19 protein-coding genes are annotated in these 22664 nt (G+C 60.1%); 4 read left to right on the plus strand and 15 right to left on the minus strand.

What is annotated here, in order from left to right:
• Positions 1 to 144: 144 nt before the first annotated feature.
• Both WMO44_RS04695 and WMO44_RS04700 read right to left on the minus strand, forming a co-directional pair.
• Positions 145 to 1464 carry a thymidine phosphorylase gene (locus WMO44_RS04695; RefSeq protein WP_349151906.1) on the minus strand — a complete coding sequence of 440 codons (1320 nt, stop codon included), beginning with the start codon at positions 1462 to 1464 and terminating at the stop codon, positions 145 to 147.
• A gap of 38 nt (positions 1465 to 1502) precedes the next feature.
• The gene (locus WMO44_RS04700) at positions 1503 to 2681 is read right to left on the minus strand and encodes a phosphopentomutase (RefSeq protein WP_349151907.1); all 1179 of its coding nucleotides are present in this window, start codon (positions 2679 to 2681) and stop codon (positions 1503 to 1505) included.
• 422 nt (positions 2682 to 3103) lie between these two features.
• Between WMO44_RS04700 and pyk the strand changes: the two genes are divergently transcribed.
• Positions 3104 to 4855, plus strand: coding sequence for a pyruvate kinase (gene pyk, locus WMO44_RS04705; protein ID WP_249254224.1), 1752 nt, complete (start codon positions 3104 to 3106; stop codon positions 4853 to 4855).
• 22 nt (positions 4856 to 4877) lie between these two features.
• A complete protein-coding gene (locus WMO44_RS04710) occupies positions 4878 to 5330 on the plus strand; it encodes an S-ribosylhomocysteine lyase (RefSeq protein ID WP_249240220.1) in 453 nt (150 codons plus the stop codon).
• A 143-nt stretch (positions 5331 to 5473) separates the two neighbouring features.
• Here the strand turns inward: WMO44_RS04710 and WMO44_RS04715 are convergent, their stop codons facing one another.
• From WMO44_RS04715 to WMO44_RS04770, 12 genes are all read right to left on the minus strand, one after another.
• Positions 5474 to 6316 carry an HAD family hydrolase gene (locus WMO44_RS04715; protein WP_349151908.1) on the minus strand — a complete coding sequence of 281 codons (843 nt, stop codon included), beginning with the start codon at positions 6314 to 6316 and terminating at the stop codon, positions 5474 to 5476.
• Positions 6317 to 6329: 13 nt separating this feature from the next.
• On the minus strand, positions 6330 to 7322 hold the full coding sequence (locus WMO44_RS04720) for a LacI family DNA-binding transcriptional regulator (protein WP_055185059.1): 993 nt from the start codon (positions 7320 to 7322) through the stop codon (positions 6330 to 6332).
• Positions 7323 to 7516: 194 nt separating this feature from the next.
• Positions 7517 to 8296: a hypothetical protein gene (locus WMO44_RS04725; protein ID WP_349151909.1), complete on the minus strand. Its 780-nt coding sequence runs from the start codon at positions 8294 to 8296 to the stop codon at positions 7517 to 7519.
• Positions 8297 to 8371: 75 nt separating this feature from the next.
• Entirely contained in the window at positions 8372 to 9430 is a 1059-nt protein-coding gene (locus WMO44_RS04730; RefSeq protein WP_349151910.1) for a hypothetical protein, read from the minus strand.
• Positions 9431 to 9457: 27 nt separating this feature from the next.
• On the minus strand, positions 9458 to 11602 hold the full coding sequence (ftsH, locus tag WMO44_RS04735) for an ATP-dependent zinc metalloprotease FtsH (RefSeq protein WP_349151911.1): 2145 nt from the start codon (positions 11600 to 11602) through the stop codon (positions 9458 to 9460).
• 30 nt (positions 11603 to 11632) lie between these two features.
• Positions 11633 to 12181, minus strand: coding sequence for a hypoxanthine phosphoribosyltransferase (gene hpt / locus WMO44_RS04740; RefSeq protein WP_015537883.1), 549 nt, complete (start codon positions 12179 to 12181; stop codon positions 11633 to 11635).
• Positions 12165 to 13601, minus strand: coding sequence for a tRNA lysidine(34) synthetase TilS (gene tilS, locus WMO44_RS04745; protein ID WP_349151912.1), 1437 nt, complete (start codon positions 13599 to 13601; stop codon positions 12165 to 12167). The genes hpt and tilS overlap by 17 nt, the downstream gene beginning before the upstream one ends.
• Positions 13601 to 15001 carry a replicative DNA helicase gene (gene dnaB / locus WMO44_RS04750; protein WP_097779667.1) on the minus strand — a complete coding sequence of 467 codons (1401 nt, stop codon included), beginning with the start codon at positions 14999 to 15001 and terminating at the stop codon, positions 13601 to 13603. The genes tilS and dnaB overlap by 1 nt, the downstream gene beginning before the upstream one ends.
• 86 nt (positions 15002 to 15087) lie before the next feature.
• A complete protein-coding gene (gene rplI, locus WMO44_RS04755) occupies positions 15088 to 15543 on the minus strand; it encodes a 50S ribosomal protein L9 (protein WP_005923531.1) in 456 nt (151 codons plus the stop codon).
• A 94-nt stretch (positions 15544 to 15637) separates the two neighbouring features.
• Positions 15638 to 16741 (minus strand): UDP-galactopyranose mutase, encoded by a 1104-nt coding sequence (gene glf / locus WMO44_RS04760; RefSeq protein ID WP_055185047.1) that lies wholly within the window; start codon positions 16739 to 16741, stop codon positions 15638 to 15640.
• A 3-nt stretch (positions 16742 to 16744) separates the two neighbouring features.
• Entirely contained in the window at positions 16745 to 18742 is a 1998-nt protein-coding gene (locus WMO44_RS04765) for a DHH family phosphoesterase (protein WP_199680536.1), read from the minus strand.
• 49 nt (positions 18743 to 18791) lie between these two features.
• Positions 18792 to 20621: a ribonuclease J gene (locus WMO44_RS04770; protein WP_349151913.1), complete on the minus strand. Its 1830-nt coding sequence runs from the start codon at positions 20619 to 20621 to the stop codon at positions 18792 to 18794.
• Between the two features lie 402 nt (positions 20622 to 21023).
• Between WMO44_RS04770 and rnhA the strand changes: the two genes are divergently transcribed.
• Both rnhA and WMO44_RS04780 read left to right on the plus strand, forming a co-directional pair.
• Positions 21024 to 21488, plus strand: coding sequence for a ribonuclease HI (gene rnhA, locus WMO44_RS04775; RefSeq protein ID WP_015537876.1), 465 nt, complete (start codon positions 21024 to 21026; stop codon positions 21486 to 21488).
• The gene (locus WMO44_RS04780; RefSeq protein WP_349151914.1) at positions 21485 to 22027 is read left to right on the plus strand and encodes a hypothetical protein; all 543 of its coding nucleotides are present in this window, start codon (positions 21485 to 21487) and stop codon (positions 22025 to 22027) included. The genes rnhA and WMO44_RS04780 overlap by 4 nt, the downstream gene beginning before the upstream one ends.
• A gap of 86 nt (positions 22028 to 22113) precedes the next feature.
• Here WMO44_RS04780 and mgsA read toward each other — a convergent pair whose 3' ends face one another.
• Positions 22114 to 22518: a methylglyoxal synthase gene (gene mgsA / locus WMO44_RS04785; RefSeq protein ID WP_005923510.1), complete on the minus strand. Its 405-nt coding sequence runs from the start codon at positions 22516 to 22518 to the stop codon at positions 22114 to 22116.
• Positions 22519 to 22664: the final 146 nt, after the last annotated feature.

Genomic DNA, 22664 nt, shown 5'->3' on the forward strand with positions numbered 1-22664 from the left:
AAATTGCGGTCTTGCAGACGGCTCGATGAAATCGAAGCTGGCGTTTGTGCGCCAGCCCGATTCCATCCCAAGGAAAATGCAGTTTTCCTTGGTCTCCCTCCCAGAGGGAGCTGGCGCGGCAATCGCCGCGACTGAGGGAGTTTCTCAGTACCGCTCTACGCCGTCCTTGGTGACAAGGGCGTACACCAGCGGAGCTTCCTCCGGCTTTTCCGCGCCGTACACAAGGCCGCTGCGGTACTCGGCGGCAGCGGCTTCAAACTTGTCCGCTGCGCCGTAGAAGGTGGCAAGGCTTTCGCCCTTATGCACATAGTCGCCGCGCTTTTTGTGCAGAGTGATGCCGGCGGCAAAATCCAGCGGGTCACCCTTTTTCTGGCGGCCTGCGCCCAGCAGCACACTGGCAGAACCGATCTTTTCGGCATCGTTGGCCACGATGTAGCCGTCCTGTTCAGCCAGCAGTTCATAGCTGGCGGCGGGCTGTGCAAACAGGCTGTAATCATCCAGCACCCGGATGTCGCCGCCCTGTGCGGCAAACATTTCCTTGCACTTGGCAAAGGCAGAGCCGTCCGCAATGACCGCCTCGGCCATAGCGCGGCAGTGGGCGGCATCGCCCTTGCCTGCCAGTACCAGCATGTTGGCCGCCAATTGCAGGCACACCTCGGTCAGGTCTGCCGGGCCGTGGCCCTTGAGCACGTCCATGCTCTCCATCACTTCCAGACTGTTGCCGATGTTGTGCCCCAGCGGGGTGTCCATATCGGTGATCATGGCAGCTACCCGGCGGCCGTGGTGGGTACCGATGGCAACCATCAGCTGCGCCAGCTCAATGCTCTGGTCAACAGTTTTCATAAAAGCACCGGTGCCGGTGGTGACGTCCAACAGAATGGCGTCCGAACCGGAGGCCAGCTTTTTAGACATGATGCTGGACGCGATCAGCGGGATGCAGCTGACAGTAGCAGTAACGTCCCGCAGGGCGTACATTTTTTTATCCGCCACCGCAATACCCTCGCTCTGGCCGATGACCGACAGACCAATCCGGTTCACCTGTGCAAAGAACTCCTCCTGCGAGAGGGCAGTTTTTGTGCCGGGCACGCTCTCCATCTTGTCGATGGTGCCGCCGGTGTGGCCGAGACCCCGGCCGCTCATTTTGGCGATCTTCACCCCGCAGGCTGCCACGATGGGCGCGATGACCAGCGTGGTCTTGTCGCCCACGCCGCCGGTGGAGTGCTTGTCCACCTTGATGCCCGGAATGGGCGAAAGATCTACCATCACGCCGCTGTGCGCCATCACATCGGTCAGCTCAGCGGTCTCCTCATTGGTCATGCCGCGCAGATACACCGCCATCATCCATGCAGCCATCTGGTAGTCGGTCACATCTCCGCAGACAAAGCCGTTGACAATAGCTTCCAGCTCTTCCCGGGTGTGGGTGCCGCCATCCCGCTTTTTTGCAATCAGATCATAAATACGCATCGTTTCACGCTCCTGTTCTTACTGTTTTTGGGGGCGTTTTATGCCCGGATCTCCTGCCATACGCTCTTGCCGTCCAGCGTGGAAGCGTCCACTTCCAGATACTCGCAGATGGTCTTGGCGATGGTGCCGAAGCACAGCTTGGTGCCCAGATCCATACCCGCCTTTACGCCCTTGCCGCAGACCAGATACGGCACATACTCACGGGTATGGTCGGTGGTCTTGGTGTAGGAGGGGTCGCAGCCGTGGTCGGCGGTGATCATAAGCAGGTCACCCTCCCGCATCCCCGGCAGGAAATCAGCCAGAAAACGGTCGAACTCGGTGGCGGCGGCAGCGTAGCCTGCCACATCGCGGCGGTGGCCGTAGAGCATATCAAAGTCCACCAGATTCACGAAAGCCAGACCCTCAAAATCCCGGGTCTGCAAAGCCTTGGTAAAGGCGATGCCATTAGTGTTGCCGGTGGTCTTGATCTTTTCGGTCACGCCCTCGCCGTCAAAGATATCGTAGATTTTGCCCACAGCGATCACGTCCTTACCGGCATCCTTTAACAGATCCAGCATGGTGGCGCGGGGCGGCTTCAGGCTCAGGTCGTGGCGGTTGGTGGTGCGGTAAAAGGTGTCGGCGCTGTTGCCCAAGAAGGGGCGGGCGATCACACGACCCACGCCGTACTTGCCCTTGAGCATTTCCCGGGCGATCTCACAATAGCGGTACAGCTCGTGCACCGGCACCAGTTCTTCGTTGGCAGCCACCTGAAAAACGCTGTCAGCGCTGGTGTAGACGATGAGGGCGTTTTCCCGCATGGCCTGCTCGCCGTAGTCCTTCAGTACCTGCGTGCCGGAATAGGGCTTGTTGCACAGTACCTTATGGCCGGTTTTTTGCTCGTACTCCCGGATCAGCTCCTCCGGGAAGCCCTCGGGGAAGGTGGGCAGCGGCTCCGGGCTGACCACACCGGCGATCTCCCAGTGACCGATGGTGGTATCCTTGCCCATGCTCTGCTCCTGCAGGCGGGCAAAGGCAGCCGCCGGGGCATCCGTTCTCTCCCCTGCGGTCACGCCGTCAATGTTGAACAAGCCCAGCTTGCGCAGGTTGGGGCAATTGAAATTGGGGTGGTTCGCAATGGCACCCAGGGTGTTGGTGCCTGCATCGCCAAAGGCAGCGGCGTCCGGCTCTGCGCCAATGCCAAAGCTGTCCAGAACGATCAGAAAAACGCGTTTTTCCATAATGGTCACTCCATTTCTCCGGGGCGCACCCCGGAACAGTACTACTTTATTACCCTTATTATAAGCAAAAAGCCCTTCGGATGCAAGAGGAAGCAGCCTTGTGCGGTCTTATCCGTTTTTGCGTTTTGCAGCAGTTTTCCCTGTCAGACAGCACACAGAAAGCTGCGGCGCATCGTTAAAAGTTTTACAATCTTTTCTTTGGGCATCAGCAGATGCAAAAACTTGTATTCAAGCAAAAATTCCTCTTGCTCTCTTGCGCCGGAATGATTATAATAATAGGTGGTAGAGTTTTGGGTTTTTCCACTCTGCCATACAAACCAACCCGCTGTACCGAGAGCTTTGGCTCCCATTGGTCATACACAGCAGCCTGCAGGGATGCTGTGCCGGATATAGGTAAGAGAGAGTTGACGGAGGTATATTGCATGAGAAAGACGAAAATTATTTGCACCCTTGGCCCTTCCACCGATAAGGAAGGCGTGCTGCGCGATCTGATCGCCAACGGCATGAACGTGGCCCGCTTCAATTTTTCCCACGGTTCCCACGAGGAGCATCTGGGTCGCCTTGAAAAGCTGAAGGCTCTGCGCGAGGAGCTGGGTAAGCCCGTGGCCGCACTGCTGGACACCAAAGGTCCCGAGATCCGCCTGAAGGACTTCAAGAACGGCGTTGAGAATCTGGTTGCAGGCCAGACCTTTACCCTGACCACCCGCGATGTGGAGGGCACCAACGAGATCTGCTCCATCACCTACAAGGATCTGCCCATGGACGTGGAGCCGAACGGCACCATCATGCTGGACGACGGCCTGATCAAGCTGCAGATCCAGACCGTGAACGACACCGACATCGTCTGCACCGTACTGAACAGCGGCAAGATCAAGAACAAGAAGGGCGTCAACGTTCCCGGCGTGCACCTGTCCATGCCGTATATGAGCCAGCGCGATAAGGATGACATCATCTTCGGCATCCAGCAGGGTTACGATTTCATCGCCGCCTCCTTTGTGCGCACCGCACAGGACGTGTACGATATCCGCAACCTGCTGAACCAGTACGATTCCAACATCCGCATCATTGCAAAGATCGAGAACCGCGAGGGCGTGAACAACATCGACAGCATTCTGGCTGCTGCCGACGCCGTGATGGTGGCCCGTGGCGATCTGGGCGTGGAGATCGACTTCACCGAGCTGCCCGGCATCCAGAAAACCATCATCGACCGCTCCTTCTCCTTTGGCAAGCCCATCGTCACCGCTACCCAGATGCTGGACAGCATGATAGTGAACCCCCGCCCCACCCGCGCCGAGATCTCGGACGTAGCAAACGCCATCTACGATGGCACCTCTGCCATTATGCTGTCTGGTGAGACCGCTGCCGGTGCCTACCCTGTGGAGGCGCTCAAGACCATGTCTGCCATCGCCGAGCGCACCGAGCAGGAGGGTTTCCATCTGCGCGGTCGCATGATGGATTCCAACCCCGGCAAGATCAGCGTCTCTGACGCTACCGCCCATGCCGCCTGCCTGACTGCACGGGATGTGAACGCCGCCGCCATCGTTACCGTGTCCGAGTCCGGAACTACTGCCCGCCTGCTGAGCAAGTACCGCCCGCAGCAGCCCATTATTGCCTGCGTCATGCGCGAGCAGGTGCAGCGTCAGCTGTCCCTGAGCTGGGGCATCACCCCGCTGATGATGTCTCTGGCACACAGCACCGATGAGCTGATCGAGATGTCCACCGCTCTGGCCAAGGAGAACGGCTACCTGCACAACGGTGAGCTGGCTGTTGTGACCGCAGGCGTGCCCGTGGGCGTTTCCGGCACCACCAACATGATCAAGATCCACATGGTGGGCAACTGTCTGGCTACCGGCGTGGGTGTCGGCCCCGAGAACAACGATGTTGCCAGCGGCAAGGCCTGCGTCTGCCGCACCATGGACGAGGTGCGCGCCAAGTTCAAGCCCGGCATGGTGCTGGTGGTTCCTTCCACCAGCAACGAGATGCTGAGCTTTGTACGCGATGCTGCCGCTCTGGTGGTAGAGGAGCCCGGCCTGAACAGCCACGCTGCTATTGCCGGCAAGGCACTGCTGAAGCCCACCGTTGTGGGTGCCGCCGGTGCTACCAGCCACATCCGCGATGGTCTGATGGTGGCTGTGGACTGCGCACACGGCAGTGTGCAGCGCCTGCAGGGCTAAGACATAAAAGGAGAACCGTAGTATGGAACGTATCGCAAGCTTTTGCGTGGATCACACCCGGCTGGAGCGCGGAATGTATCTGAGCCGTCAGGACGGCGATGTGCTCACCTGGGACATCCGCATGAAAAAGCCCAATCAGGGCGATTACCTGACCACCGCCGCTGCCCACACGCTGGAGCACCTATTTGCCACCTACGCGCGCAACAGTGCCGTGAAGGACGGGGTGATTTATGTTGGCCCCATGGGCTGCCGCACCGGTTTTTACCTGTTGACCCGGGGTCTGACCCCGGCGCAGGCATTGCAGCTGACGGTGGACGCCTACCGCTTTATGGCTGATTTTGAGGGCGCCGTGCCCGGTGCCAGCGAGGTGGAGTGCGGCAACTACCGCGATATGGATCTGCCCGCTGCCAAGGCCGAGGCCGCTGCTATGCTGCCCGTGCTGGAAGGCCTGACCGCAGAGGATCTGCACTACTGATCTGTCAATATAAAGAGAGCGCCGCACAAAAATACCGTGCAGCGCTCTTTTTGTTACAAAATGATGCAAAAGTATTATTTATAATATTAGGGCAGGGGAACGTCTGCGGACGTTCTCCTGCCCTATTTTCACAAAAAGAAATTTCAAATCAGCCCCAAAGCTGCAAACTCCTTAGCAATGCCATCCTCATACACCGAGGGAGCAATGCGGTCGCAGCGCTGCTTCAGGCTTGCAGAGCCATTGGCCATACAGACGCTGATGCCGACCACATCGGTCATTTGCAGGTCGTTGTCGCTGTCGCCAAAGCCGATGCTGTCCTGCAGGGGCACGCCCAAATAGTCGCAGACAGCCTTGATACCGCGTCCTTTGTCAAATTTACGGTTGATAAGCTCACCGTTCACATAGCCGCCGTCCAGACCGTCCAGCTTGCTCTCACAGAACACAAAGCGATCCTCGTACAGGTGTTTGGCCTCGTCCAAGTCCTCGCTGTGCTCCGCGATATACACGATCTTATACAGCGGCTCGCCCTTGTAATCAGCCAGTGGACTGATGGTCATGCCGTCCTCCATGGCCTTGCGCCAGCGGGCGGCCTCGCTGTTCAGAGGGCCTGCATCCCGGTGGGTGAAGCTCCAGCGCTCGATCATCTTCAGGCTGCCGTAGGTGGCGTCCCGCGCTTCCAGCGTGCACTCTACACCGTGGCGCTCCATGGCGCTGCGCACACCCTCTGCCAGCTGCGGCTCCATAGGCAGGTCTACCAGCACCTTGTCCCCGCAGAACACATAACCGCCGGCACTGCATACCGCGCCGTCAAAGCCGTAGTGCAGCAGCGGCTGGGTCATGCGCAGGTTGCGCCCGGTGCACAGAAACAGTTTATGGCCGTTGGCACGCGCCTTGCGCAGCGCTTCCACCGTGCTTTGGGGAATCAGCATCTCGCCCGGGGGCAGCAGAGTGCCATCGATATCTAAAAAGATCAGTTTTTGTTTCATTTGTTCCTCTTTTTTACAGCGAGCCGCGCTCTACCAGCGTATAGCCAAGCGTGGTCTGGCGCACCGGCGCAGCGTCCGGCCCGGTATGCTCCAGGCTTTGCAGCAACATCCGGGCGGCCTCCTGCCCTACCTGCTTTTGGTAGAAGCGGATGGTGGTCAAGCCGGGCTGCACTACCTTGCTCGCCCAGTTATCTCCGATGCCTGCAAGGCCGACATCCTCCCCTACCCTGCGTCCGGCAGCGCGCAGCACCTGCAAAGCGCCAAAGGCCACGGTGTCGGTCACGCAGATCACACCGTCCAGCTGCGGGCAGCGCGCCAGCAGCTCCTCCATGCAGCGTTGTCCTTCTTCCATGGAAAAGACAGCGCAGCAGGCGCGGGGCAGACCATCTGCATTTAGTCCCACCTCTCGCAGCGCATCCTGCACACCCTGACGGCGGGCCGCGCCGGTGGCAGCGTCCTGCTCGCTGCCGCCGATGTACACGATATTTTTGCGGCCATGCTCCAGCATCTTCCGGGTCAGGTCGCGGGCGGCAGAGCGGTCGTCGTTATAAACGCAGGGCAGGTCTGCAAAGCGCTGCCCTGTTACCACCACAGGCACACGGCAGTCCTTCAGCGCCTTGCACAGCTGCGGGCTGGAATCATAGCCCAGCAAAATGATCCCGGCCACATGGTTGCGCTGCAATGCTGTAAGGTATTCCAGTTCCATCTGCTCGTCCAGCTCGGTGTCAGCCAGCAGCATCAGGTAGCGGCTTGCGCCCAGCTCGGTTGCAATGCCGCTGGTGATCTGCCCCACCGACTGGGAGCTGATGCTGGGCACAATGACCCCCACCTGACGCACCTTGCCGGTGCGCAGGGTCTGGGCGGCAGTGTCCGGGCTGTAGCCGGTCTGCTCTACTACAGCTTGTATCACGGCACGCTTCTGCTCGCTGAGAGGGCCGCCGTTCAAATAGCGGCTGACCGCAGCACTGGAAACGCCTGCCAGCTTTGCAATATCACTGATGGTCATGGGTTTTTCTCCGTTCCCTCTCCGGCGGTAATGTGTAAACGTTTTCATGCTTATTATAAATCCGTTTCATATTTCCCGCAAGAGGTGCAATGACCGTTTTTCTGCGGGGCTATCCGCTACTTTTTTGGTTGTTTTGTACAACGCAGCCGTTTTCGCTTTCCAATTTACCTCCAGATTTGCAAAAAACGTTGCGTTTACAGCAAACCCATGCTAATGGCGCGTGCGATAAGCCCCAGCACCAGCACCGCCAAAATAATGCCCAGCGCTGCCTTGCTTTCGCCGCCGGTCTGCTGCTTTTTGCTGCGGGAGGCTGTGCCGCGGCTCTGCTTTGTACCGGTGCTGCGGCTGCGGGCGGCAGTGTTTTTGGTGCTGCGGGTCTGCTGTGCACTGCGGGGCTTGCTGCGGGCAGCAGCTTTCCCCTGCTGTGTGTTTTGCGGGCTGCTCTGGCGCGCTTTAAGAGGTTTGCCCTCGCTGCACCGGCTCAGGTAGTCCTCGGCTTCGCGGTAATACTGCGCCAGTTCGTTCTCCTTAAAGGCGGTACCGGCGTAGCCCTCTTCCAGCGCCTCGATGGCCTCGTTGAACAGCAGCGCCGCCTGTGCGCCGTCTGCTGCAACTGCCGCGTGGGCAGCTTCGTTGCGGGCGGTGCGGATGGCGTTGCAGGCATGGCGGGCGGCAGAGGGGTGCGCCGTGTTGCCCAGCAAGTCCAGCGGGCTGGCAGCATCAGTCTCCGGGTCCAGCAGTACCCGCATACACAGGGTAGTGTCCAGCTGCTGCCAGCTGGTCTTGCCGGTAAGATCCGGCATACGGTCATAATAATCCGGGCTTTCCTGCTTGCGGGCGGCAATATGCTCCAGCAGCGCGTCCAGACTGTGCGCCCCGGGCTTGCGCTCCCAGTGCCAGCGCAGCAGGCGGCGGCTGATCTCATCGCAGGCGGTCTTGATTTCAAAAGCCACCTGTAAAGCTTGTTCCGGCATGGCATTTCCTTTCTGTGCAATGCACACAAAAGGCGGAGAAGGCACGCTGCCCCCTCCGCCGGGATGAATCTTATTTTACAGCACGAACTGGTAGTACACAAAGCCGCAAAGCGCAATGGCTGCGCACAGGATGGCCGTAATGGGCGGCACCCAGCGGATCAGCGCTTCTGCCACGCTGTCCCGGCTGTCCTCGTACTCCTCGTCATCGTCCTCCACAGGCGCGGGCTGACGCACCGGAGCCGGTGCCGGACGGTGGGCAGCGGCGGGCATCACGCGGGTGCCCTCGTCTGCCGCAGCAGCACCGGAAATCGGTGCGCGGGCAGCGGCGTCCAGCACACGGGTAGGCTCCGAGATGGGCTGGACGGGGGCAGCCTTCGGCTGGTAAGCCGCTGCGCCCATGACCCGGGTGGGCTCCTCTACGGGCGCTGTCGGGGCGGTAGGGGCTACACCCACGATGCGGGTAGGCTCCTCCACCGCAGCGGACGCTGCGGGCGCCGCCGGGGCGCTGAGGGGCATTTCCATCTCATCTGCCGGGGCGGCGGGCTGCAACAGGGTATTCAGCGCGTTCTGCAGCAGAATGCGGTCACAGCCACACTCCGAGCAGTAAACGGTGTCCTCCTCAGTGGGGTGGAAGGCACCGCAGGCGCAGTACCAGCCGTTTTCAAACACCTGCGGCTGATACTTGAGCCCGGTGCGGTTCATGCGGGCTTCCAGCGTCTTTTGCAGCTCTGGAGCCAGACGGCGGGGTGCGGGCAGGCGCACACGCTTGATACCGTCCAGATGCACCACACGCTTGCCGTTGTACACATTGCACAGCGAAACATCCACGCTGGTGATGGCCTTTGCCGTGATGAACACGGCATCGTCCTGCCCGAACAGCTCGCCGGGCTTTACCTGAAGATCCCGATACTCGAACTTATCCTCGCACAGGATCACACCGTCCACGCCTTTGCATTTGAAGTGGATCTCCAGTGCGGTCAGGGTCACGCGGGAAATATTCTTGAAGGTCAGGCAGACAGCGTGCTCGCCGCTGACGTCCCCCTTGAGCAGCTCCACGCAGACGAACTGCACCGGGCTGCCGGGGGTATAGTAGTTTGCGCGGGTCTGGGCGACCGGGTTAAAATTTTCCTCCACGATGTTCGCTCCTTTTCTTAAAAAAGCTTAGTCCTGCTGCTCCGGGGCGTCTGGCTGCGGCGCTTCCGGCTGGGCAGGCTCGGCCTGCTCGGCGGGTTCGGCGCGCTCAGCGGTCTGGGCAGGTTCTGCGGGCTGCACCGGGGCAGGCTGCACGGTCTGGTCGGGCTGCGCCTGCTCAGGCTTTGCATCCTCGCAGGGGGGCAGAGTGCCGCCGGCCATAATGGTGTTGAACTGCTCCTCGTTGAGCTTTTCGCGCTCCATCAGAGCCTTGGCCAACGCATGGAGCTGGTCGATGTGCTCCGTCAGGGTGCGGCGGCAGGTCTCGTAGGCCTCGTCGATGATATCACGGGTCTCGCTGTCGATCTCGGCAGCGGTGGTCTCGCTGTAACCCTTGCCCTGACCAAGGTCGCGGCCAAGGAAGGTCTCCTCCTGCGAGGTGCCGTAGACCACGGGGCCCAGACGCTCGGAGAAGCCGTAGCGGGTGATCATCTGGCGTGCGATGTTGGTAGCCTGCTGCAGGTCGTTGGAGGCGCCGGTGGAGATATCCTCCAAGATCAGCTGCTCGGCCACGCGGCCGCCCAGACTGGACACGATGTCCTCAAACATTTCGCCCTTGGTCACATAGCTGCGGTCCTTCTCGGGCAGATACATGGTGTAGCCGCCGGCCTGACCGCGCGGGATGATGGTGATCTCGTGCACGCGGGGGTGGTGCTTGCAGTAGAAGCCTGCCACTGCATGACCGGCCTCGTGGTAGGCGGTGAGCTTTTTCTCCTCCGGGGTGACCACGCGGCTCTTCTTCTCGGGGCCAGCCATCACCTTCATGGAAGCTTCCTCGATATCCTCCATGGTAATGGCCTTGCGGTTGCGGCGGGCAGCCAGCAGCGCGGCTTCGTTGACAAGGTTCTCAAGGTCTGCACCGGCAAAACCGGCAGTGCGCTGGGCAATGACCTTCAGGGAGACGTCCGGTGCAAGGGGCTTGTTGCGGGTATGCACCTTCAGGATCTCCTCGCGTCCCCTGACATCCGGCAGACCCACATAGACCTGACGGTCAAAGCGGCCGGGGCGCAGCAGCGCCTTATCCAGAATATCAGCACGGTTGGTGGCAGCCATGACGATGATGCCGTCGTTGGCTTCAAAGCCGTCCATCTCCACCAGCAGCTGGTTCAAAGTCTGCTCGCGCTCATCGTGACCGCCGCCCAGACCTGCGCCGCGCTGACGACCCACGGCATCGATCTCATCAATAAAGATGATGCAAGGCATGGTCTTTTTGGCCTTATCGAACAGGTCACGCACACGGGAGGCGCCCACGCCGACATACATCTCCACAAAGTCAGAGCCGGAGATGGAATAGAAGGGCACCCCGGCCTCGCCTGCACAGGCACGCGCCAGCAGGGTCTTACCGGTACCCGGAGGGCCCACCAGCAGCACACCATGCGGGATGCGGGCACCCAGCGTATTGAACTTATCCGGGCTCTTGAGGAACTCCACAACTTCCTTGAGCTCCTCTTTTTCCTCGTCCTCACCGGCCACATCGGCAAAGGTGGCAGTCTTTTTGTTCTCGTGCTCGTCCTTTACCTTGGCCTTGCCCACGTTCATGATGCCGCCGCCACCAGCACCGCCGCGCATCATGGAGAACAGCAAAAAGCCGGTGCAGCCAAGCATGGCCAGATAGAACAGGATCTCCATCCAGGGGATGGTCTCCTTGGCAGGTACATAGTCGTACACCATGGGCGCATCGGGGTTGGCTGCATCGTACTGGGCGATGTAGTCCGACACATGGTCCACGAACATCCGGGCGTAGGGCAGCTTGTAGCTGACCGTCTCGGTGCCGTCCTCGTTCTTCTTTACCCCGGTGGGGGCGGAGGAAGAGGAAGACAGCAGACCGGAAAGCAGCCCGCCCGTGGACTGGGCAGTGCTCTGCTCGGCAGCGTTGGGCAGCTCCTGTGCGCCCTCCTTCAGGGTCATGGTGATCACGCCGGTATTCAGATCCAGCGAGAATTTGGTGACCTGATTGCTCTCAAAATAGTGTACCACCGTGGAATATGCCATAGAGGAGCCGTTGGCGCTGCCGCCGGTGCCGCCCAGCACCGACCACACCATCAGCACGGCTGCCAGCACAATGGCGATCACCAGCGGATTGAAACGGGGTTTCTTCGGTTGCAAAAAAATCAACTCCAGTTCTGGATTTTTATAATGGACACGTTACTTCGTGTAGACCTCGGGTTTCAGCACGCCGACATAGGGCAGGTTGCGGTATTTTTCATCGTAGTCCAGACCGTAGCCCACCACGAACTCATCCGGCACCTGAAAGCCCTCGTAATCCGGCTGGATATTGGCCTTGCGGCGGCTGGGCTTATCAAGGATCGTGCAGATCTTGACGGAGTTCGGGTTGCGCATCTTGAGCATAGGCACAAGGTTGGACAGGGTGACGCCGGTGTCCAGAATGTCCTCCACGATCAGCACGTCCTTGCCGGACAGATCACCGTCCAGATCTTTGATGATCTTGACCAGACCGCTGGTGGTGGTGTTGCTGCCGCCGTAGCTGGAGACCACCATAAAGTCGATATTGCAGGGGATGCTCACAGCCCGCATCAGGTCGGCCATAAAGACCACCGAGCCCTTGAGGATGGACACTAGCACCAGATTTTTACCGGCATAGTCCCGGCTGATCTGAGCGCCCAGCTCTGCCACCTTGGCCTTCAGCTGCTCTTCGCTGACCAGAACGGTCTTGATATCATCGTGCATACTCATTTGTTTTTTCCTCCTGTGTTTCGATCTCTGCATCCAAGTGCAGGATCCATCTGCTTTCCGTGTCCGGTGCAAGGCCATCGGCAAAGCCTTCTCCACACACCCATAAAATTTCGCTTCCGCTGGCAAGCAGCGGCAGCGTATCCCGCAGTTCGTTCGGGACACCGGCCTCGTTCATCCACTTACGCAGCGGCTTGCTCAAGCCCCGCCCCGCAGGCCGGAAGCGGTCTCCCGGCTGTCGGGCACGCAGAACAAGACTAGTGTACAACGTAGTTATTCTAGCATAATCCGCCCGATTTTTTAAGTCTTTTTTATGAACGACTTGTATTTTTTCTTCAAAATCGGCTTTTAACAGCTCTGCTTTCCCTTTCCAGCCCCCGCGCAGCCGGAATTCCGGCTGTTTTTCGGGCAAAAAGGGCAGCTGCGGCGGCAGGTTCTCCGGCTGTCCGGGCAGCGCTTGCGGCAGCGTTTCCTGCCGCAGACAGCCGTTCCCGGCGCAAAAGCGCACCTGTCCGGTCAGCTGTACTGCGCCGCTGCCCTGCCGCACCACGGCACACAGCAGCTGCACATATTTTTCCTCTGCGTCCCGCACCGGAGCCACAAGGCTGTGCAGCGCAGTTTCCAGCAGCAGCGGGTCTGCCGCCTGCAAAGGTGCCAGCTGCCACGCCGGTTCTGCGCCGGGCAGGCGTGCCGCCGCCAGAAGCTTTGCAGCCCCGGCGGCAAGGTAGGCATCCGCCCGCGCGGCCTTCTCACAGAACCGTGCCAGATTCTGCACCGCCGCTGCGTTGGTGCTTTCCAGCGCAGGCAGAGCGCTGTGGCGCAGCCGGTTGCGGGCGTAGGCATCGGTATCGTTGGTCTCGTCGGTGACCCACGTCTGCCCCGCTGCCCGACAGACGGCCTCGGTCTCGGCGCGGCTCAGGCAGAGCAGCGGACGCAGGTAGCACCCGCGCCTTGGCCGGATGCCGCCCGCGCCGTGCAGCCCGGTGCCGCGCGCCAGCCGCAGCAGCAGCGTTTCGGCCTGGTCATTTGCAGTATGGGCCGTAGCGATGGCATCTATCCCCTGCCCTTGCAGCTGCGCAAAGGCCGTATAGCGCAGGCGGCGCGCCCAGTCCTCCCCGGCATGTGCCGGGGGCGAGGCCAGCTCTGCGGCATGGAACACCCGCAGCGGCACGCCCAAGCGGGCGCATTCTGCCCGCACAAAGGCTTCGTCCCGGTCGGCGCTCTGCCCGCGCAGACCGTGGTTCACATGGCAGGCAGAGAGCGTATAGCCGAACCTCGGCTGCAGCTGCCGCAGCAAGAGCAGCAGTGCCATGCTGTCCGCGCCGCCAGAGACTGCCGCTGCCAGATGCTGCGGTGCGCCGGGCTGCAAAAGCCCCTCCCGGGTGCAGAAATCCTCCACCCGGGCAAGGATCGCGGCATCCATCAGCGCTTGAAGTCCACATCCATAAAGCGGGTGTGGGCACCATCCCAGCCCAGCGGCACGGTGCTGGTCTCGCCGTGACGGTTCTTTGCCACGATGCACTCGGCGGTATCGGCATCCACCTCGGCGCCGTCCGGGTTCTGGCTGGCGTAGTAGGAATCGCGGTACAAAAACAGAACGCAGTCTGCGTCCTGCTCGATAGAACCGGAGTCGCGCAGGTCAGAAAGCTGCGGGCGGTGGCTGGAGTTGTTGCCCTGCTTTTCCACCGCACGGGACAGCTGGCTCAGCGCGATGATGGGCACATTCAGCTCCTTGGCCATGATCTTCAGGTTACGGGTGATGGAGCTGATTTCCTGCACGCGGTTCTCGCTGCGCTGGCCGGTGGTCATCAGCTGCAGATAGTCGATGACGATCAGGCCCACATTGGGGCGGGCAGGGTCCTGATTCACCCGGCGGATCTTGGCCTTCATCTCGGTGATGGTAATGCCGGAGGTGTCGTCCATATAGATCGGTGCATCGTGCAGCTTTTCGGTGGCCAGTGCCAGATACTCCCAGTCCTCGGCGCGCAGCGCACCGGTACGGAAGGCCTGACTGTCGATACCGGCCTCCGACGAGAGGATACGGTTGGTCAGCTGCTCCTTGGTCATTTCCAGACTGAAGATGGCCACCGGCACCTTTTGCTGCATGGCCACGCGGGTGGCGATGTTCAGTGCAAAACTGGTTTTACCCATACCAGGACGAGCTGCCAGAATGATCAGATCGCCGCGGCCAAGGCCGGTAAGCACGGTATCCAGCAGACGGAAGCCGGTGGGGATGCCCTTGTACTTATCCGCATCCGGGCCGCTGATCTTTTGCAGATTGGTCAGTGTTTCCACCATGCTGGACGAAAGCGGGGTCAGGGCGCTGGAATCGCGACCGGAGCGGATCTCGTAGATGCGCTGCTCGGCGTTTTCCAGCAGAAGGTCGGCGTCCGGCTCGTCCCCGGCGTCCTGCAAAATGTCCTTGGCGACCCCCATCAGCTGGCGCACCAGATATTTTTCCTGCACGATCTGGGCATAGGCCTTTACGTTGGAGATACTGGGCACCGTTTCTGCCAGACCGGTCAGATAGATCTTGGCCTCGTCTGCGCTGGGGAACACCCCATCGGACACCACTGCATCCAGCAGGGTGACAAAATCAATGGTCTGGTCGTTGGTGAACAGGCGCAGCATCTCGGTCCAGATCTGGGCATTCTGCCGGGTGTAGAACATTTCCGGCTTGAGGATCTCCACAAGATCGGTCAGGGTGTCGGGCTTGAGCAGCACCGCGCCCAGCACGCTCTGCTCTGCCTGCATATTGTAGGGCAGATTGATGCCCACGCTCTCCAGATTCAGTTCATTGGAATAACGTCGTTCGTTCGGCATAGTAGTTTGTCCTTATCCAAAATCCAAAGCTTCCTGTAAAGCCAAAAAGCGCCCCCTGCTGTGAGGGGGCGCAAACGGCACACAGATCAGGCCTGTTCCACTTCCACCTGGATCTTGAAGGAAGCCACGACACCAACGTACAGACGGACCTTGCCATTGAACACGCCGGCATCCTTGATGTCCTTGGTCTCCAGCTCGATCTTCTTTTTGTCGATGGGTGCACCTGCCAGCGCAGCCAGTGCCTCGGCAACTTCCTTGCCGGTCACCTTGCCGTGCAGACGGCCGGATGCGCCGCCCTTGGCCTTGATGGTCACGGTCTTGCCCTCGATCTTGGCAGCCAGAGCCTTGGCGGCTGCCACATTCTCAGCCTCGTGGAAATCGGCTGCGGCCTCCTTGCCGCGGGCCATGTTCACAGCGCTGGCATCCGCCACAGCGGCCAGCTTGCGCGGGAACAGGTAGTTGCGGGCGTAGCCGTCGGAGACCTCGTGGATCTCGTCCTTCTTGCCGATGCCCTTGATATCCTGCTTCAGAATCACTTTCATGATAGTATCCCTCACTTCTCACCGGAAAACCGGTGCAGTCTTATGGTAATAGTATAGCGCATTTGTCGTTTTTGGGCAAGAGGAAGCGGGGCATTTACGCCAGTTCCTTTGCGGCCACGTCCAGTGCTACCTCGATGACCTTGTCCATATCGTAGTACTTATACTCGCCCAGACGGCCGCCGAAGATCACACCCGGCTCGGCATCGGCCAGTGCCTTGTACTGCGCATACAATGCACCGTTCTTCTCGTCGTTGACGGGATAATAAGGCTCGTCGCCCTTTTTCCACTCGGCGCTGTACTCCCGGCTGATGACGGTCTTGGGCTGGGTGCCGAACTCGAAGTGCTTGTGCTCGATGATGCGGGTATAGGGGGTCTCGGCATCGGTGTAGTTGACCACCGCGTTGCCCTGATAGTTGTCGGTATCCAGCACCTCGGTCTCAAAGCGGACGCTGCGGTACTGCAGCGCGCCCAGACGGTAGCCGAAGTAGGCATCCACCGGGCCGGTGTAGACCACCTTCTCAGCCAGTGCGTCCAGCGCAGCCTTGTCGGCCAGATAATCCACGTTCAGGCGCACCTCGGTACCAGCCAGCATCTTTTCCACCATGGCGGTGTAGCCGCCATTGGGGATGCCCTGATACAGGGCGTTGAAGTAGTTGTCGTCGTAGGTAAAGCGCACCGGCAGGCGCTTGATGATAAAAGCGGGCAGTTCGGTGCAGGGGCGTCCCCACTGCTTGCCGGTGTAGCCCTTGATGAGCTTTTCGTAGATATCGGTGCCCACAAGGCTGATGGCCTGCTCTTCGAGGTTCTGCGGGTCGGTGATGCCGGCAGCGGCCTTCTGCTCTTCGATCTTGGCCTTGGCTTCGGCAGGGGTCACAACACCCCACATCTTGTTGAAGGTGTTCATGTTGAAGGGCAGATTGTAGATCTGGCCATGGTAGTTGGCAACCGGGCTGTTGGTGTAGCGGTTGAACTCTGCAAACTGGTTCACATACTGCCACACAGCCTTGTTGTTGGTGTGGAAGATATGCGCACCGTAGCGGTGCACATTGATGCCCTCCACATTCTCGGTGTAGATATTGCCCGCGATATGGTCGCGCTTATCGATGACCAGACACTTTTTGCCTGCTTTTTTTGCCTCGTGGGCAAACACGGCACCGAACAGACCGGCACCAACGATGAGATAATCGTACTGTTTCATGTTTTATTCCCCTTTTGCCGGTCGTGCTTCCGGCGTAGTCTTTTTCTGGGAGAGATAATATTGGTCGATGGCATCCTGAATGCGGCTGCGGGCCGCCTGCGGGGTGATATGCTTCAGCTGGGCTGCTGCCATGGTCTGATGACCGCCGCCGCCCAGCGACTCCATGATCACCTGCACATTCACGGCACCCATGCTGCGGGCAGAGATGTTTACCCCATTGCCCACCTGCACTGCCACAAAGCTGGCGTCCACGCCCTGAATGCGCAGCAGGTCGTTGGCGGCCTGCGCAATGGCGACCCGGGCTTCCGGGGCGACCTCGCCGCCAATGGAGATGGCACAGTTTTTGTACATCTGCGCCTTTTCCACCAGATCAGCCTTGGCGTTGTACTCCACCATGGTCACATCGAACAGCCTGCGCACCCGCTCGGTCTCTGCGCCGTAGCGGCGCAGTGCAGCAGCGGCTTCAAAAGTACGCACACCGGTGTGCAGGGTAAAGTCCTGCGTATCCAGCAGAATGCCGGCAAGCAGACCTTCGGCCTCGATGCGGTTGGGCTTGTCGTCCCGCTCGCCCACATACTGCAAAAGCTCGGTGACCAGCTCGCTGGCCGAGGAAGAATAGGGCTCGTGGCAGACCAGCGCCGGGTTTTCGATGTAGCCCACGCCCTTGCGGTGGTGGTCGATAACAGCAACCTTGCCGCATTTTTCCAGAATGTCCTTGCTTTCCACAAGACCAACCTGATATGTATCTACCACAATACACAGGGTACGCTTAGAAATGATGGGCAGGGCGTCCTTGGGGTCAATGAAGTCATCCTTCTGCCCCGCCTTGCACAGCGCATCGATCAGACTGGCCGCCAGCGTAGCGTCCCGCCGGACGGCGATGACCGCCGGCACATCGCAGATCTTACAAATGCGCAGCACGCCCTCGGCTGCGCCGATAGCATCCAGATCGCTCATGCGGTGACCCATGATGACCACATGGTCGGCTTCCTTGATCAGCTTGACCAGCTGGTCGGCCACAAGGCGGCTGCGCACCTTGCTGCGCTTTTCCACACCATGGCTCACGCCGCCGTAGAAGGTAAAGCCGTCCAGCGTCATCTCAGCGGCCTGATCGCCGCCGCGTCCCTGCGCCATATCCAGCGCGTGCTCGGCCATATCCTGCGCTTCCCGCAGGGTGCGTGCCCCGCGTCCGATACCAATGGACATCGAAAGGCTCACGCCGGGGTCCAGTGCGCGGATCTTATCCAGCACATCGTAGCCGCGGTTGGCGAACTGCTCCAGCTGGCGCTCCTCCACCACTGCGATGTAGCGGCCGCCGCTGCCTACCCGGCGCAGAAAGCCGCTGCCGCGCCCGATCATATCCTCCAGAATGCGGTTGACGCCCTCCAGCAGGCGGGCGCGCTCGCTGTCCATCAGATCCCCGAACACATCATCGTAGCCGTCCAGCTGAAAGGCAAGATACCCCGGACGGCTGGCCTTGTACTCTGCTTCGATGCGGCGCAGCTCAGTCTCCTCGTTCAGCACCAGCAGGGTCATGCTTTCGGCTTCGCCGGGCACGGTGGAGCTGTGCACGCTCCAGTAGCCGTCAGCAAGGGTCAGCAGTTGTCCCTCACGCTTGCGGCACAATTGCAGATCCAGCCCGGGCAGCAGCTTCTGCACCCGGCTGGCCAGCACATCCTGCCCGCCCAGCAGACGGGTGCGGAACTGGCTGTTGTACCACAGCACCGTCTCGCCGGAAAGCAGCGCCGCAGGCTGGGAAAGGGGCTCCAGACTGAACTGCACCTTGGATTTTTCAAAGGTGGTGCCGCTTGTCCAGCGCACCACCCAGCTGCGCAGCTTGCAGCGGAACAGGGTTGCCCCTATGCCCCACAGCACCACCAGCACAGCCAGCAGCGGCCATGCCATGGGGCGCTGCACCAGCAGCGCCAGCAGCAAAAGGCCGCACAGCACCGCCAGACTGGCCGTGAGCATTTCCAGTGTCCATCTTGGTTTACGTTTCATTGGTTTTTTTGCCTCCTCAGACGCTGCACCGCCTTGCGGTGCGCCCGGGTCAGACCTCCATCAGGATCGGCAGGATCATCGGGCTGCGCTTGGTGCGCCGGTAGATATAACTGCTCAGCGCCTCACGCACACGGGTCTTTACGCTGTTCCAGTCCCGGACGTGCTCGTCCACACAGCGCTCCAGTGCATTTTCCACAATGCTTTGGGCGCCGTCCATCAGGCTCTCGTTCTCGCGCACATACACGAAGCCCCGGCTTACCAGATCCGGCCCGGCCAGCACCTTGCCGGTCTTGCTGTCCACGGTGGCCACGATGATAACAAGCCCGTCCTCAGAAAGGTGCTTGCGGTCCCGCAGCACCACGTTGCCCACATCGCCCACGCCAAGGCCGTCCACCATGACGGCACCGGCGGTCACCGGCTCGCCCAGCTTCATCTCGTCCTGCGAGAGGATAACGTTGGAGCCGTTTTCGGCAATCAGGATATTGCTGGTGGGAATGCCCAGACTTGCAGCGGTGAGGGCGTGCTTTTTCAGCTGCTTATATTCGCCGTGCACGGGCAGGAAGTACTTGGGCTTGGTCAGGGTGAGCATCAGCTTCTGCTCCTCCTGACAGGCGTGGCCGGAAACGTGCACATCGTACATGCTCTCGTAGATGACCTCTGCGCCCAGCAGCAGCAGACCGTTGACGATCTTGGTCACACTCTTTTCGTTGCCGGGAATGGGGTTTGCGGAAATGATGATGAAGTCGCCGGGGCCTACTCGCACCTGACGGTGGCTGCAGGAGGCCATACGGCTCAGCGCGCTCAAGGGCTCGCCCTGACTACCGGTAGTCACCAGCACCACCTGCTCCGGCGGGTACTGGTTCAGCTCGTCTACGCTGATCAGGGTGCCCTCCGGGATGTGCATATAGCCCAACTCCTGCGCCATGGCGGTGTTGTTGACCATGCTGCGTCCGCTGAAGGCCACCTTGCGGCCATCCTCCACGGCCAGATCAATGATCTGCTGCACGCGGTAGATGTTGGAGGCAAAGGTCGCAATGATAATGCGCTTATTGCGGGCGCGGGCAAACAGGCTGCGCACACCGGCGGCCACCTTCTGCTCGGTGGCGGTAAAGCCCGGGCGCTCCGCGTTGGTGGAGTCGCTCAGCAAAGCCAGCACACCGCGCTGCCCGTACTCGGACAGGGTGGACAGGTCGGTCACGCCGCAGGCCAGCGGGGTGTAGTCGATTTTAAAGTCGCCGGTCTGGATGATGGTACCGGCGGGGCTGTCGATGGCAAAGGCCACGGCATCCGGGATGGAGTGGTTCACATGGATAGGCTCCACGGTAAAGCAGCCCAGTTTGATCTTCTGACGGGGCACGATCTCCACAAACTTGGTCTTGCCGGCAAGGCCGAACTCCTCCAGCTTGTTTTTGATCAGACCGCAGGTCAGGCGGGTGCCGTACACCGGCAGGCTGATCTTTTGCAGCAGATAGGGAATGCTGCCAATGTGGTCCTCGTGGCCGTGGGTGATGAGCAGACCCTTGATCTTGTCCTTGTTCTGCACCACAAAGGTGAAGTCCGGGATGACCATATCCACGCCGAACATCTCGCTGTCCGGGAACACCAAGCCGCAGTCCACGATGATCATATCACCGTTGCACTCGTAGACGGTCATGTTCTTGCCGACCTCGCCCAGACCGCCCAGCGGGTAGATATGGATGGGGGTCGCTGCCTCCTTGGGCTGCTGCGCACGGCGCGGGCGGCGGTTATAGTAGGGGCGGCGGGTGGTGGGGCGGGCACGCTTTTCCCCTGCGGGAGCAGTGCCGTTTGCGGCGGCTGCCTTGGGCGCTGCCGGAGCTTTTGCGCGGGGTGCGGGGTTATTTTCTTTTGCTTGAGCCATTCTTTACCTCCAGATTCAATTGCAAGCCAGACCGCGCTCCGCCGGGGAGAGCAGCCGTACCTTGCACAAGGGAAGCACCTGAAACTGCATCGGCTTCCGGTTGATGCATCGTATAGAATTTATCGTTCAGCGTGCTTTTTGCAGCAGCGCTGTTGGTTCCGCAAGAGATTCTTGGCCAGGTAAGTCCATCTGTTCGATGCGACCGTGGCGTTTCTGCCGGAACAGCCGGGCGCACACCTTTGGTGCACCCCTATACGCATTTTGTTACGCTAAGTATAGTATCTCGCACCGGTTTTGTCAATTCCAAGGTTTGGCAAAACCGGGCCGGCGTATACATTGGCTCTTGACATCCCGGGCAAAATAGCGCTAAATAAAGGTATTCTATTCTATAAGGAGAACCCCATGAAACAGGTAGAGGTGTACACAGACGGCGCTTGCAGCGGCAATCCCGGCCCGGGCGGCTGGGGTGCGGTGCTGCGCTACCGCTTTGACGGCAAGGTGTACGAAAAGGAACTGAGCGGCGGCGACGCCAGCACCACCAACAACCGCATGGAGCTGACGGCCTTTATCGAGGCGCTGCGCCAGCTCAAGGAGCCCTGCGAGGTGCGGCTGTGCTCCGACAGCCAGTATGTGATCAACGGGCTGGAAAAGGGCTGGGCCAAGGGCTGGAAGCGCCGGGGCTGGAAAAAAGCCGACGGCTCCCCTGCCCTGAACCCGGACTTATGGGCACAGGCACTGGAGCAGGAGGCACGGCACAAGATCACCTACGTCTGGGTAAAGGGCCACGCAGGCCACCCTGAAAACGAACGCTGCGACCAGCTGGCCGTAGCACAAAGCAAAGCACATGGCGGGAGGCAAGGAACATGAGCGACGCATTTTTGCCCGGCAACGGGTTCGACACCTACGAAACACAGGACAAAGTGCTTGTCAGCATGGACGGCTCCGTGGATTGCGGCGTTGTGGTGCGCATTTTGCAGCAGCAGGGCTTCGGCGTGGCCGGAGCTGTGGTGCAGCTGGCTGCTGACCAGAGCACTTGGGCCGCAGCCGCACGGCAGGCTGCCGAGGCTCTTGGCATCGAGTGCATCGTACTGAAGGCAGAAGCACTGGCAGACCAGCCCGCCGAGGTGCTGGGCAGCGGCAACGATGCACGTTTTGCCGCCCTGCTGACCGCTGCCGACAAGCTGGGCATCCAGTACGTTGCCACCGGGCACCACGCCCGGGTAGAGCTGGGCAGCGATGGTGTGCACACCGTCTGCCCCGCCGTGGATGCTGCACTGGACGAAAGCGCCGCACTGGCGGCGCTGCCGCAGGACACCCTTGCCCGGCTGCTGCTGCCCTTGGGCGAGTTTACCGCCGCCGACGTGCAGGAGATGGCACAGGATTTTAAAGTGAACGGAACGGTCTGACACCACGGCAAACACGCATTGCATTTTTACCGGCAAAGCAAAAAGAAGCGCCGCATCTGTACGATGCAGCGCTTCTTTTGCATATCTTAGTTTTGCGGGTGCACGATATCGCGCCAGTCCAGATCTCCGCGCTCAAGTCCATGGATCAGTACCTCAGCAGTAGCAATGTTGGTAGCCATGGGGATGTTGTGCACATCGCACAGGCGCAGCAGGGTCATCTCGTTCGGCTCGCTGGGCTTTGCATTGATGGGGTCGCGGAAGAACAGCAGCAGGTCGATCTCGTTGCAGGCAATGCGGGACGCGATCTGCTGGTCGCCGCCCTGCACACCGGCCAGAAAACGCTGTACCTGCAGGCCGGTGGCCTCGGAAATCAGTTTGCCGGTCGTGCCGGTCGCCACCAATTTATGCTGGCTCAGAATACGGCAGTATGCCGTGCAGAACTGAACCATCAGCTCCTTTTTGGAGTCATGCGCGATCAGGGCAATCGTCATCTGTAGATCTCTCCTCTATTGAAACATTTATATATAAAACGCTTGATAAATTTCCTTTGTTATACATGATATCACAAACGCAACTCATTTACAACAGGTTTTTGGACACAATATTCAAATTTTCGTTCAAATTCAGCACTTTGCAC

The organism is Faecalibacterium tardum, from assembly GCF_040096515.1.
Classification (GTDB): Bacteria; Bacillota; Clostridia; order Oscillospirales; family Ruminococcaceae; genus Faecalibacterium; species Faecalibacterium tardum.